Origin of the sequence: Nitrincola lacisaponensis (assembly GCF_000691225.1) — a bacterium.
GTDB classification, from domain to species: Bacteria; Pseudomonadota; Gammaproteobacteria; order Pseudomonadales; family Balneatricaceae; genus Nitrincola; species Nitrincola lacisaponensis.
Map to the genome: position 1 here is coordinate 468,409 of NZ_JMSZ01000016.1, position 12,944 is coordinate 481,352.

Below are 12,944 nucleotides of genomic sequence, written 5' to 3' on the forward strand. Positions count from 1 at the left end.
TTTTTTTATGAGGTGTATGATCAATCCAGCTTGAAGTACTTGGCACGGGCTGCCAGGAAGGCCTGATCCGTGTTGTCTGTACGGGTGCGCAGGGTGTTCAGTGCGCTGACAAAGCTTTCAGCTGTTTTCTTGGTCAGAGTGTCACCGCTTTCGCGAATTTCGGTCAGCAGCTCCATGGATACTTTGGCACCGGCTTCCAGAATTTCATCCGGGAATTGGTGTACGCGAACGCCATGCTGCTCGACCAGAGTTCTCAGTGCGATTGGGTCGTTGGCGTAGAACTCGGATGCAACCTGGTCATACTCGGCCTGACAGGCGGACTCGACGATCGCCTGCAGGTCGGCTGGCAGTGCAGAGAACTTGTCCTTATTTACAACCAGTTCGGTTGCCAGGCCTGGTTCAATAAAGCTTGGGAAGTAATAATCTTTGCAGATCTGGTGGAATCCGAGCGCCAGGTCGTTGTAGGGTCCAACAAACTCGGCAGCATCTAATGCTCCCGATTGCAGGGCAGCGTAGATCTCACCGCCAGCCATGTTGACTACCGTTGCGCCCATTCGTTGCCAGACTTGTCCGCCGAGACCCGGGGTACGGAAACGCAAACCCTGAATGTCGCTGAGCCCGGTCAGCTCTTTACGGAACCAGCCACCTGCCTGAGTGCCGGTATCGCCTGACAGGAAGCCTTTGACGCCGAACTGGTCATAGACCTCATCCCAGATTTCCTGTCCACCCATGTAGCGCATCCAGGCGGCCAGCTCGCGAGAAGTCATCCCGTAGGGTACACCGGTGAAGAAGGATGTAGCCTGGCTCTTGTTCTGCCAGTAGTAGGCTGCACCATGGCTCATTTCTGCTGAGCCTTCAATGACTGCATCGAAGGTGCCCAGCGCGGGGACCAATTCGCCAGCGGAGAATACCTGTACGGTCAATCTTCCGTCAGACATGGCGGTAATGCGATCAGCGAGACGCTGTGCACCTGTACCCAGACCAGGGAAATTACGTGGCCAGGTGGTGACCATGCGCCAGGTAATACGACGTTGTGCAATGGCGGGTGCGGCGACAGTTGTGGCAGCGACTCCGGCGCCTATGGCGGCCCCCTTGATAAAACTACGACGTTTCATGGTTAATCTCCATTAGAGTTATTGTTTTGCAGGTTTACTCTAGAACAGTGTTTATGAAATAGCGACTGCTCCGTTAGTGGTAATTTTTATCGAGCTGCGGCCTGTGGTACTGATGTGCGCTTGAGGCTAGCCAAAGCGATGCCGCTGAAAATCAGTACGATACCCAGCCAGTGAAACCAATGCATCCGCTCACCCAGTGTCACGCTGGCCAGCAATAGCGCCCAGACTGGAATGAGATGGATGAAATTGCCAGCCCGGTTCGCTCCCAGAATCTCAACGCCACGATTCCAGAACAGAAATGCAAACACGGACGCAAACAAGCCTACATAGGTAATGCTGTAAACGGCATTCAGCGTCCAGGGCATCTGCTCATTCTGAATCCAGTGCTCATGGAGATAGAAGGGGGTGATGCAGAGCCAGCCAAGAATGACGGTGATCGCGAAGAAAGCCTGTCCATTGAAGTCCGAACTGCGCTTGCGCAATAGTACGGAGTAGAGTGACCAACTGATGACTGCAGCCAGAATCCAGAGGCTGCTGGCAGCGCCTTGAAAAATAGCTGCCAGATGCGTAGGAACGCCACCGGTAATAATAACCAGTACTCCGCTTAGAGACAGGGTGATGCCGACAAGTTGCTGCCGCGTGATGGGCTCATGGAACAGCAGTCGCGAGAAAATCAGGATGATAACGGGTGTCGCAGAGAGTAAGAGTACCGCATCGGTGGCTGTTGAGGTTTGCAGGCCCAGGTAAACAAAGGTATTGAAATTTGTAACGCCGAGTATGGAAACCAGTGTCAGAAACTTCCAGTGCTGACGAATGGCCTGTCGAACCGACCAGAGGCTTTGAAGGGTAAAGGGTAATATACATACTAAAGCGAATAACCAACGCCACCATGCAAGAGCGACGGGAGGTATTTCTGCTGACACCGCTCTGCCAACAATAAAGTTGCCGCCCCAGAACAGGGTGGTGGCTGCCAGTAACAGATAAGCCAGGTGTTCGGATTTTAAACGCATCAGTGTATCTTTATCGTTATAAGGTAAGCTATTTGAACCTGTATTGAGAGGTCTTTCAAGCTGGTAGGACCAGTTTTCCGGGATTATATTTGACCAAAGCTTTTTATACCGGTATAAACGCGCCACTTTGGCGTAAATCCGTATCCCTGAATCTGCTGGAGCCTGATCCATGCTTGAGTTGAGTGTGTTACTGTTGGCGGGCTACTTTGCCGGTGTGCTCAACGCTGTAGCGGGTGGTGGCAGTTTTTTGACATTCCCTGCACTGGTTTGGGCGGGTTATCCACCGATTGTCGCTAATGCTACCAGTGCCGTTGCCGTATTGCCTGGCTATGCCGGTGGTTCTCTGGGGTTTCGGCATGAGTTGCGTCAGCTTAGCGTGCAGCGACATCTGCAGTTATCTGCAATTGCTTTGATCGGAGGGCTGTGCGGAGCGCTTTTGCTGTTGGTTACACCTGCAACTGTCTTTGCCTTTGTGGTGCCGGCCCTGTTGCTGTTTGCAACGGCCATGTTTGCGTTGGGACCACAGCTGATGGCCAAAGTGCGCAAAAGTGGTTTACCTTTACCCTTATTGCCAGGCCTGTTCCTGGTGGCAATCTACGGTGGGTATTTTAACGGTGGTCTGGGTATTATGCTGCTGGCACTTTTTGCTGCTGCCGGTATGCAAAACCTGAACCTGATGAATGGACTCAAAAACAGTCTGTCGTTTGTGCTGTCATTTATTTCGGTGGCTGCATTTGCGTGGGCTGGAAAAATTATCTGGACAGAAGGCATGCTGATGATGCTGGCTGCAACGCTCGGTGGTTATCAGGGTGCTGCGCTGGCAAGGCGTTTGCCGGTTATCTGGGTAAAGCGTTTCGTGGTGTTGGTAGGATTAATCATGACGATGATTTTTGCCTATCGTTTGTTGTAAATAACATAAAAACATAAAAACGAGAGGTTGTATGAAAATGCTCTCATTGTTGATCCGGCTGATTTGTCGGATCAATCTGCTACTGGGTCATCTGTTTTCCTGGTTTTCGCTGGGAATCGTGCTGGTCTGCTTTACCGTGGTGGTGCTACGTTATTTCTTTTCAACCGGGTACGTCTGGATGCAGGATCTTTACGTCTGGTTGAACGGTATGATGTTCATGGGAATAGCAGGCTTTACGCTGTTTCAGAATGGCCATGTTCGTGTGGATATCTTTTATCGACCTGCTGGTATACGCCGTAAGGCGTGGATTGACCTGATCGGTGCGATTATTTTTATAGCCCCGTTCCTCTACATTATTACCACCTATAGCTTGCCTTACGTACAGCGGTCCTGGCGCTTTATGGAAGGCTCCAGCAACTTCGGTGGTATGCCCGGCCTCTATGTCGTGAAGTCCTTCATTTTGGTTTTCGTTTCAGTCGTAGCGCTACAAGCGCTTGCCATGGTGATGCGCAGTGTACTTATTCTGACACATCATGAAGAGCTGGTTCCTGAAAACTACCGTTATAAGGAAGGGGGTTGAGCATGGATCCGGTTTTATTGGGTGAAATTCTCTCGTTATTGATGTTCTTTACCATCATCGGTGTATTGATGATGGGTTTCCCGGTGGCTTTTTCGCTGGCAGGGACTTCGGTTATTTTTGCTGCAATAGGTCACGCTCTTGGAGTGTTTGATCTGTCAAACTTTTCCAGCCTTGCTCCGCGTTACATTGGGGTGATGCTGAATGAAGTGCTGGTTGCTGTGCCCTTGTTTATCTTCATGGGTATGATGCTGGAACGGTCGGGTATTGCTGAGCAGTTGTTGATCACCATGGGTAGGCTGTTTGGCAAACTGCGTGGAGGCCTGGGACTCTCAGTGATCGTAGTGGGTGCCTTGCTGGCTGCCTCAACCGGCATTGTGGGTGCCACTGTTGTGACCATGGGGCTGCTCTCCCTGCCTGCGATGATGCGGGCAGGCTATGATCCCAAGCTGGCGACGGGGGTGATTTGTGCGTCCGGTACCCTGGGGCAGATCATTCCGCCTTCCACGGTGCTGATTTTCATGGGTGATATGCTTGCCGGTGTGAATCAGCAGGTGCAGATGTCCAAGGGGAACTTTGCCCCAACGCCTGTATCGGTTGGAGACCTGTTTGCCGGTGCCTTTATTCCCGGATTGATGCTGGTCGGTATCTATATGCTGTTTATGATCTACAAGGCAATCCGTCATCCGGAAACCTGTCCAGCACTGGAGGTGACAGATGAAGAGCGCAAGCGCTTGCTGCATGATGTCATCTTCACGTTGGTGCCTCCGCTGGTTCTGATTGTGGCAGTACTCGGCTCCATTCTGGCGGGTGTTGCGACACCTACAGAATCTGCATCAGTTGGTGCAGTGGGTGCGATTATCCTGGCAGCGCTGCGCCGCAGGTTGACCTTTGCAAACTTGCGTCAGGTGATGTTTGCAACAGCCAATACCACGACCATGATCTTCATCATCCTGATTGGAGCCTCGGTTTTCTCGCTGGTTTTCCGGATGATGGGAGGCGAAGAGCTGGTCAGTGATTTCCTCAACAGCTTGCCGGGTGGCAAGGTGGGCGCCATTATCTTCGTGATGCTGCTGATGTTCCTGTTGGGCTTTATTCTGGATACCTTTGAGATTATCTTCCTGGTGATCCCGATTACAGCGCCGATCCTGCTGATGATGGATATCGATCCTATCTGGTTGGGGGTCATGGTTGCAGTGAATCTGCAGACCAGCTTCCTGACACCGCCTTTCGGTTTCTCGCTCTTTTATTTAAGGGGTGTGGCGCCGGATGCGATTACCACACGGCATATCTATCAGGGCGCTTTGCCCTTTGTGGTGCTGCAGGTTCTGGCGATTGGTTTGCTGATTGCCTTCCCGGGGCTGATTACCTGGCTTCCGGATCTGATCTACGGACGCTGATCAGTCAACGCAACGGGGCTCTTCGAAGCCCCGTTGCTTTTTCTGAAGGCTGGTGCAGATTAAAAGCCGGCCAGTACTTCGAGGTGTGCCTGGACACTAAAGGCCAGTGATACCGGATTATAACCGCCTTCCAGTACGGAAATGACACGACCCTGGCTATGCGTGTTCGCTATTTTCAGGATCTGTTGTGTTACCCAGCGATAATCCTCTTCATCCAGATTCAAGTCTGCCAGCGGGTCTTCTTTATGCGCATCAAAACCGGCAGAAATAAAGATGATGTCAGGGCGATGAGCCTCAAGGGCAGGCATCCATGCATTTTCGATCGCCTGACGGAAGAGTGTATTGGCCGAGTGCGCCGGTAGTGGGCAGTTGATGATGTTCGGGCGATCAATCTCGCAGTAACGCTCGGGGTAGTAAGGGTGTTGAAATGTGGAGCAGACCAGTACTTCCGGACGATCTTTAAAAATGTCTACAGTGCCATTGCAGTGGTGCACATCAAAGTCCAGGACAGCGACACGCTCTATGCCGGGCTGAAGCAATGCATGGCAGGCGCCAATCGCTACATTGTTAAAAAAGCAAAAGCCCATCGGCAGGTTGTATTCAGCGTGATGTCCGGGTGGTCGCACAGCGCAGAAGGCGTTGTTGGCCTTGCCAGACAGTACGCGATTAGTTGCCAATATCACGGCACCTGCCGCAAGTTGTGCGGCATCCAGAGAATGTGGGCACAGGGCTGTATCTTCATCTGTATAGACGACACCTTCCCTGGGCAGCTTCATTTCCAGTTTTTTCTGGTGCAGTTTGGCATGAGCCAGTTGAATTTGCTCAGGCGTTGCCGGAACTGCAGTTAACTGATCCAGGTGATCCATCAAACCGGTACGTTCGAGTACCTTGCGGATCGCTTGTAGCCGAACAGGACTTTCGGGGTGATCCGGTCCCATGTTGTGCAACAGGCAGTCTTCATGGGTGATATAGGCGGTTGTCATGGGTTATTTTTCTCCTCATCTCTGAGCCTATTCTAGAGGAAAACCGCGGACTAGAGCGTTAGGCGAAAGTTGTATTTGGCGAAATAAAGCGCCACTCACCAGTTTGTTGATCTGAGTCAACTTGAGACCTGGGTGATAGCGCTAGACTTCAAAAACAGCATAGAACTGTACCTTTAGCACCTGATGTTTCACCCAGCATCAGGTGCTTTTCTTTTTCAGGAGCTCTTCTTTTTAAGTGCTCTTCTTTTTCAAGGGTGCGAACCCCTGATCGACAGGTTGCTCGCCACTGGGTGGAATGTTGGGCTGTCGGCGCTTGCCAATGGTTTTCTGATCACGCAAGCGCTTCTTGACCTTGGGCTTGGCCTCTGGCTTTTTACTGTCAGTGCGCTTCTTTTTACCGACAGCTTTACCCGATGATTTGGTACGTGTCGGACCGTTAAAGCTGCCTTCCAGTCCAGCCAGGGTGCGGCGTTCAAATTTTACTTTCAGGTAACGTTCAATGCTGCACATCAGATTCCATTCGGCGGCTGATATCAGCGAAATGGCGGTACCCTGTTGCCCTGCTCGGCCTGTTCGACCTATACGGTGTACATAGTCATCGCCACTGCGAGCCATCATATAGTTGATCACCAGGTCGACGCCTTCTATATCCAGTCCACGTGCTGCGACATCAGTAGCAACCAGAATCTGGATGGCATTGTCCCGAAAGCGTTGCAGAACCAAACGACGCTGGGGCTGATCCATATCGCCATGCAGTACGGCTGTACGGTGCTTGTGATAGCGCAACAAGTGGCCCAACTGGTCGGCAGCGACTCGGGTATTGGTGAAGATCAGTGCACGTTGAAACGGAGTCTCTGTCAGCAGCTGGTTGAGCAGGCGCTCTTTATGCTTGGCATCATCTGCCAGGACAATTTGCTGGGTGATGGCGGTTACCCGGGTGCGGGCATCGCTCAGGAGCAAAGCCTCGGGGTCTCGCATTACCTGCTGAATAAGGTGACCTATTTCACGAGTGTTCAGTGTTGCGGAGAACAGGAGTGTTTGGCGTTCGCTGCGACAGGCAGTGGCGATTTTCAGCACATCTTCGCTGAAGCCCATATCAAGCATTCTGTCCGCTTCATCCAGTACCAGTGCTTCGAGATCGGACAGGTCGACACTGCCGCTTTCCAGATGCTCCAATAGCCGTCCTGGTGTGGCGACCAGTATTTCAGGGTTTTTGCGCAGGCGAGCTGCCTGTTCCTTGAAACCTACGCCACCAAACACGCTCATGGATTTGATCTGGGTAAAGGCTGCCAGTTGATCACAGCTCTTACTGACCTGCTCTGCCAGTTCGCGTGTCGGCACCAGAATCAGGGCGCGTGTCGCTGAACGTGGAGCGGGTGTATCAATAAAGCGCTGAAGCAAGGGCAGGAGAAATGCATAGGTTTTACCGCTACCCGTGACAGCACTGATCATCAGGTCCTTGCCCTGTAGCGCCGGTTCCAGAGTTGCTTGCTGTACTTCGGTTGGGGTGTGAATTCCTTGGGCATCGAGCGCTTTTTGCAGTCGCTCATTGAGTTGGATATCGGTAAACACTTAAGCCTTATCTCCTAGGGTTGTATCTGTTAATCCTAACAGAAAATCACCGGGCTGTCGGATAAAAGATAGGTGGATGAACCTGATGAGGATCAGCCGTCTAAACGTCAAAAAGAATTCACTTGTTCATAGCCGGGTTTTAGGTTAATTTTGCCGATTAATTTTCATACGATTCTGAAGCTTATGCGTATAATCTTAGTCTTGGCTTTATTGTTGTTCTTAACCGGTTGTTTTTCAACTGGACGTCAGGTTACTCAACCTCTGGCACCAGCGCCGGTGGTCACAGGTGTACAGGGTGATCTTCGCCTGGTACTGGAGCAGCAGTTTGAAAACTGGGCGGGTACGCCTTATCGTTTGGGTGGTCAGGATAAGCGTGGTGTAGATTGTTCCGGACTGGTACAGAATATCTTTACTGATGCATTTGATATTCAGTTGCCGCGCACCACTTCTGAGCAGGTTTCTTTAGGGCAGCCGGTACAACGCCAGGCGCTGCAACCGCTGGATCTGGTCTTTTTTAATACCGGAAGAACACAGCATGTTGGTATTTATCTGGGGCAGGGTGAGTTTTTACATGCGTCTACCAGTCGTGGTGTGATCATTTCCAAGCTGGATAATCCGTATTGGAAGCGTAATTACTGGACCGCTCGGCGCCCGGTTGAACCGACCCAGATTCAGGTCGCCAGTCTATAAAAAATGCCCGCATAGCGGGCATTTTTGTATCTCCAGTCTACGATTCTTATCGACCCATGCGGCGGATTGCCTGTGGAGTAAAGTCGCGGAAGTCAAAGCGCTGAGTGAAGTCATAGCCAACACCTTCTTCGTTTGTCAGTCCTCCTACCAGGTAGCGGCCGGACTGCAAATCATAGAAGGTTTCGGCGACTGCCCAGGGAACCTGAACATCACGGTACTGGAATTGGTGCATTTCACCGACACGCCAGAGTTCGCCACGACCATCATAATGGTCAACAGTGGCAATCTGCCAGGTATCTTCATCGATATAGAAGGTACGCTTGCCATAGACGTGACGTTGGCCGTCTTTCAAGGTGGCTTCAACTTTCCATACCCGGTGCAGCTCGTAGCGTGTCAGGTCCGGGTTCAGGTGACCCGCCTGCAGTATGTCACTGTATGACAGGTTGCGGTCTGCCAGCTTCCAGCTGTTATAGGGGATGTACAGCTCTTGCTTGCCAACCAGATTCCAGTTGTAGCGATCTGGCGCACCATTGAACATATCCAGATTGTCTGTAGTACGTTGGCCGTCAGTTGCTGTTCCTGGTGCATCATAGGCAATGTTGGGCGCCAGACGTACGCGTCGCTGTCCGGAGTTGTAAGTCCAGGCCTGGCGAGGTTGTTGTACCTGGTTCATGGTTTCATGTACCAGCAGAATGTTGCCGGTCAGACGAGCAGGTGCTGTAACTTCCTGAACAAAGTAGAACAGAATATTGTCATGACGTTCGCCGTCTGCAGAGCTTTTCAAATAGCTTGGCCAGGACAGTTTTTCATTAATGCGAACCGGTGTGAAGCTGCCATTTGCTTGTACAGGCACCTGAACAAAGTTACGTTCCAGTGCACCGCCGCGGTAGCGGGTCATGTGATTCCAGATGACTTGCAATCCATTTTCCGGGATGGGGAAAGCCAGGGCTTCGTTGAAACCCAGCAGTCCGTTACCATCTTCGGTCAGGCGAGCTGAGTTCAGGTTGTTTTTGGCCGCTTCATAGATATGTTCGGGTAGTGCTGCTGTTCTGTGTGTCGGGTATACCGGCATCCGGAAAGTATCCGGGTAGCGCTGGAACATGGCAACCTGTCCATCGGACAGACGATCACGGTAGTTTTGATAATTCTCTGCAGTGATGACAAACAGAGGCTGTTCATCCGCAAACGGGTTGGTATAGCGGTCTGAACTTTGAGAAATACCTCCGTCCCAGGCTGGAATCGTGCCGTCAGCATTCCCTGCGCGTTCAGCACCGACAGGTGTTAAATCCTGTGTCAGCCGCTCGGCATTGGCCTGCAGCCCCCCTGCTAATGTCAGCAGCAGGGCGGTGCAGAGTAATTTTTTTGGAAGACTCAGTTGTATCATTCTTATTCTCCAACCTTAGAAGGCAATTGAGGCATTCAGTGAAATATAGTCACGGTCTTTCTCGGCATTGAATGAGCCGCCAAAGAAGCTGGTGTAAGAAGCACCAAAACGATAGCGATTCATATAATCTGCCGTCAGACCTATATTGATCGCTTTTTCATTTTCACGGAAAGCCGCGCCGGGTTCAGGGCCATTACCCTTGACGCCATGACGGAAGTTCAGTTCTGGAGTCAGTGTCATACCGGCAAATGCATTGGGATATTCGAGTGCACCACGCAGCACGTAGCCGTAGGAGTTTCGAGTCACGAAACCACTGGTGTCACCTGCCTCATAACCAAAAATGCCGGAGCGGCCATATTTCATGGCATCAGCACCTTCATCCAGTCCATGAACATGGGTCCAACCCAATTCTGCGATGGTTGTCAGTCGGCTGGCGCCCATCACATTATCAAAGAATTTGATAAATGTAGTCTGGGTCTGAGTGACGTCAAACGTGCCGTAGCCCTGAATAACACCACCTGGTCCGGCTTGCTGTACCAGTTGATCAGCTGCTGTATTGCCTACGCCACCGATGTTCTGACGCAAGATAGCACCAACCAGCAAGGGGCCGTTGACCTGAATTGGTACGTTACGCTTATGGCTGATTTCACCAGACCAGGCTATATCACCCAGATTGGTGCTGAAGCTCAGGCCTGTCATATTAATGCCGTTGGGGTAGTCAATATAATATTCAGAATCGAAGGCGGCGATAAGCGGGAACAGAGCCATTGTTTCGGGTGGAAGTTGCCCGCCTGCAACCAGTCCTGCCGCCGTCGCCGCATCAATGACGCCTAGTCCAGGGATAAAGATTTGAGTGTCACCTGGGTTGCGTGATGAGTTGATCCCGCTGATCATTGGCAGACGGCTGTTATAGCGAGCAAAGTAAAGGCCAAATTCAGTGTTGTTCAGGTTTTCGGCGAAATAGCGAAAACTGAGACCAAACTGGTCTTTGTCGCTGCCTTCACGACGCCCATCCAGGTTTCTGCGTACTACCGGGTCGATGCCGTTCAGTGCCCACTGGCCGCCAGATGCCAGGTTGAAATAATCCTGATCACCGACTGTCAGGTCGATGAGTGGTTGCCCGAGTTGAGAGAATACTCGAATACCGTCACATCCCTGAGGGGCGAAGTCGTTACTGGAGAAATAGGTACCGCAGCCATCTACAACCGTTGGCTCCCATTTATACTGATAGAAGCCTTCTACGCTGAGGTTGTCCGTCAGGCCCAGTGAGGCGAATACACTGCCAAATGGTAGCAGACCTTCCTTCAATTCCGCGCCAGGGCGGCGGAAAGCTGTTACATCTACAGGGTTGAAGGCATTAATGCCGCCCTGGATAAAGGTGCTTTCACCCCAGTTAATCGCCTGTCGGCCAATGCGAAGATCCAGGGGCATGTTGCCCAGATCAAATGCGCCATAGAAGTAGGCATCCAGAAGCTCAATGCCGCTGAATTTGGCAAAATCATTGAAATCACTGTCGTTCAGTCGGGTGTTGGGTGTGTAGCCGTTAGGAATGTGGCCATGAGCTCGACTGCCTTTTTCCAGTTCATAGTCGTACCAGTATTTCCCGCGACCAAAAAAGCCGACGTTTTCATAACGAAGCTCGAGATCATGTACGCCTTTGAGTACCGTAGAGAAGGGCTTTCCACGACGAAAGTTTTGGGTGCCATCGTCGTAACTGCCGGAACCCATGCTGGTACCATTGTTGGGCTGAGAGATCAGCCCGCTATCCGGATTGTCCAGGCGGATGCTGGTGCCAATTGAGATGTTGGAGTCAAAGCGGCCTTGTATTTCACCTAGCTGGAATTCCAGTGCTTGTGCCTGTGCAGTGAAGCCGGCAGCGAGCAGAGTGGTCAGCAGGGTGGGGGTCCATTTGTGACGACGAGGTACGTGCGTACCCTGAAGATACGGATTTTGAGTTGCCATTTCGTTCAATCCACCTTGTTATTATTGTCTTACTGAGGTTTAGTATTAAGCTAGGCTGTTGTAAAGAGCTGTCATTACCTCTTAATCGCAGCTTAGGTCGGAACTGCAATGACTGCCAGTCTCATGTAAAGCTGGCAAGTGAACAATAACATTAGAGTTCAATCCGGCTGACATTTTTGTGCGCTGGATCAAGATTTCAGCGATTGATCAAGGTGATAGGAGGTCTCAGTGGAGAAAACGATTACGGTGCCGACCGGCTATGTGCGCCATTTACTGTTTATGGCGGAATCACAGGGGTTCGATACCGATGATCTGCTTCGTCATGTTGATATCAGCCGTGAAGAAATGGCTGAGAATACCGGCTTGCCTGCTTACAAATTTGGATTGCTGTATCAGCATATTATGTGGATCGCCCAGGATGAATCCTTTGGTATGCTCAGTGGAGGACGGGTGCCGAATGGCACCTTCCGTATGATGTGTCACGCGATCATTCATTGTACAACGCTGGAGCGGGCGTTACGCCGTTGCAGCGACTTTTACGAAATCTGTCGTGGCTCGATGATCAAGCCGGTATTGGTCCGGCGGGGACGTTATGCCAAGGTGTCTTTTGCGCCGATTGAAAGTCTCAGTCCTGCCGATTTTGAGGCATTGATGGACAATGAATCACCATTGCAGATCCGTACATCGCTATCAATGTGGCATCACTTCATGAGCTGGTTGATTGGGCGCCGGCTGGAGTTGAAAGCGGCATATTTCCATTTTGCTGATCCGGGTGATGCGGATCAGTATGTCAAACTGTTTCAGTCAGAGGTGAAGTTCAGTCAGCACGAAGATGCGATCGTCTTTCCGGCACACTTTCTTGATCTGCCATTGGCTCAGAATGAGGAGTCTCTGAGAGGTTTTCTGAAAACGGCACCCTATCAGCTGATCGTGATGGTGGATGATGACAAGAGCCTCAAGGCCCGTGTGATCTCCATGCTGGGTAAGGACTTCAGCCGTGAGCTGCCGTCTGCTGAGGAGGTAGCGCGGGCATTGCACATGTCAGTTTCGACACTGCGTCGGCGTTTGCTGGAAGAGGGCACCTCGTACCAGAAAATCAAAGATGACGAACGACGCGCTGCAGCGATCAATTATATGAACTCACCTCAACTGTCGATTAATGATGTAGCGGGTTTGATGGGATTTGATGAGCCGTCAGCTTTCTTCAGGTCCTTCAAAAAATGGACCGGCATGACACCGGGTGAATATCGGCGCAGCACGGAATATACTGAACATTACCGTTAGATGATCGTTTTTGCAGGGCGCTCGGGTTAAAATACTACCAAACTATGTAGGCGTATC

At 51.3% G+C, this 12,944-nt stretch carries 11 protein-coding genes; 5 read left to right on the plus strand and 6 right to left on the minus strand.

Translation table 11 applies throughout. The features are described 5' to 3' along the window. Positions 1-20: 20 nt before the first annotated feature. Positions 21-1,115 (minus strand): TRAP transporter substrate-binding protein, encoded by a 1,095-nt coding sequence (locus ADINL_RS05525; protein WP_036544706.1) that lies wholly within the window; start codon positions 1,113-1,115, stop codon positions 21-23. 86 nt (positions 1,116-1,201) lie between these two features. After that, on the minus strand, positions 1,202-2,125 hold the full coding sequence (locus tag ADINL_RS05530) for a DMT family transporter (RefSeq protein WP_051632587.1): 924 nt from the start codon (positions 2,123-2,125) through the stop codon (positions 1,202-1,204). A gap of 169 nt (positions 2,126-2,294) precedes the next feature. On the opposite strand from ADINL_RS05530, the gene ADINL_RS05535 reads away from it, so the two are divergent. The 3 genes from ADINL_RS05535 to ADINL_RS05545 are packed head-to-tail and all read left to right on the plus strand — an operon-like array spanning position 2,295 to position 5,012. Further along, a complete protein-coding gene (locus ADINL_RS05535; RefSeq protein ID WP_036544708.1) occupies positions 2,295-3,035 on the plus strand; it encodes a sulfite exporter TauE/SafE family protein in 741 nt (246 codons plus the stop codon). A 31-nt stretch (positions 3,036-3,066) separates the two neighbouring features. Continuing rightward, positions 3,067-3,615, plus strand: coding sequence for a TRAP transporter small permease subunit (locus ADINL_RS05540; protein ID WP_036544710.1), 549 nt, complete (start codon positions 3,067-3,069; stop codon positions 3,613-3,615). 2 nt (positions 3,616-3,617) lie between these two features. Then, positions 3,618-5,012: a TRAP transporter large permease gene (locus ADINL_RS05545; RefSeq protein WP_036544713.1), complete on the plus strand. Its 1,395-nt coding sequence runs from the start codon at positions 3,618-3,620 to the stop codon at positions 5,010-5,012. Positions 5,013-5,071: 59 nt separating this feature from the next. On the opposite strand, the gene ADINL_RS05550 is transcribed toward ADINL_RS05545, so the two are convergent. Together ADINL_RS05550 and ADINL_RS05555 are read right to left on the minus strand one after the other, a co-directional pair. Then, positions 5,072-5,995: a histone deacetylase family protein gene (locus tag ADINL_RS05550; RefSeq protein ID WP_036544715.1), complete on the minus strand. Its 924-nt coding sequence runs from the start codon at positions 5,993-5,995 to the stop codon at positions 5,072-5,074. Between the two features lie 231 nt (positions 5,996-6,226). Beyond that, entirely contained in the window at positions 6,227-7,567 is a 1,341-nt protein-coding gene (locus tag ADINL_RS05555) for a DEAD/DEAH box helicase (protein ID WP_036544717.1), read from the minus strand. A gap of 183 nt (positions 7,568-7,750) precedes the next feature. On the opposite strand from ADINL_RS05555, the gene ADINL_RS05560 reads away from it, so the two are divergent. Beyond that, complete coding sequence (locus ADINL_RS05560) at positions 7,751-8,257, plus strand: NlpC/P60 family protein (protein ID WP_036545535.1); 507 nt, start codon at positions 7,751-7,753, stop codon at positions 8,255-8,257. Between the two features lie 46 nt (positions 8,258-8,303). On the opposite strand, the gene ADINL_RS05565 is transcribed toward ADINL_RS05560, so the two are convergent. Then, positions 8,304-9,641 (minus strand): DUF1329 domain-containing protein, encoded by a 1,338-nt coding sequence (locus ADINL_RS05565; protein ID WP_036544719.1) that lies wholly within the window; start codon positions 9,639-9,641, stop codon positions 8,304-8,306. Positions 9,642-9,656: 15 nt separating this feature from the next. Next, a complete protein-coding gene (locus ADINL_RS05570; RefSeq protein WP_036544721.1) occupies positions 9,657-11,603 on the minus strand; it encodes a DUF1302 domain-containing protein in 1,947 nt (648 codons plus the stop codon). A gap of 228 nt (positions 11,604-11,831) precedes the next feature. Here ADINL_RS05570 and ADINL_RS05575 point away from each other — a divergent pair, with 228 nt between their 5' ends. Continuing rightward, positions 11,832-12,887, plus strand: a complete 1,056-nt coding sequence (locus tag ADINL_RS05575) for an AraC family transcriptional regulator (RefSeq protein WP_036544723.1) — start codon at positions 11,832-11,834, stop codon at positions 12,885-12,887. Positions 12,888-12,944: the final 57 nt, after the last annotated feature.

Excerpts from the sequence above, each read along its gene's own strand:
- ADINL_RS05525 (WP_036544706.1), bottom strand. The coding sequence starts at position 1,115 with ATGAAACGTCGTAGTTTTATCAAGGGGGCCGCCATAGGCGCCGGAGTC.
- ADINL_RS05530 (WP_051632587.1), bottom strand. The coding sequence starts at position 2,125 with ATGCGTTTAAAATCCGAACACCTGGCTTATCTGTTACTGGCAGCCACC.
- ADINL_RS05535 (WP_036544708.1), top strand. The coding sequence starts at position 2,295 with ATGCTTGAGTTGAGTGTGTTACTGTTGGCGGGCTACTTTGCCGGTGTG.
- ADINL_RS05540 (WP_036544710.1), top strand. The coding sequence starts at position 3,067 with ATGAAAATGCTCTCATTGTTGATCCGGCTGATTTGTCGGATCAATCTG.
- ADINL_RS05545 (WP_036544713.1), top strand. The coding sequence starts at position 3,618 with ATGGATCCGGTTTTATTGGGTGAAATTCTCTCGTTATTGATGTTCTTT.
- ADINL_RS05550 (WP_036544715.1), bottom strand. The coding sequence starts at position 5,995 with ATGACAACCGCCTATATCACCCATGAAGACTGCCTGTTGCACAACATG.
- ADINL_RS05560 (WP_036545535.1), top strand. The coding sequence starts at position 7,751 with ATGCGTATAATCTTAGTCTTGGCTTTATTGTTGTTCTTAACCGGTTGT.
- ADINL_RS05565 (WP_036544719.1), bottom strand. The coding sequence starts at position 9,641 with ATGATACAACTGAGTCTTCCAAAAAAATTACTCTGCACCGCCCTGCTG.
- ADINL_RS05570 (WP_036544721.1), bottom strand. The coding sequence starts at position 11,603 with ATGGCAACTCAAAATCCGTATCTTCAGGGTACGCACGTACCTCGTCGT.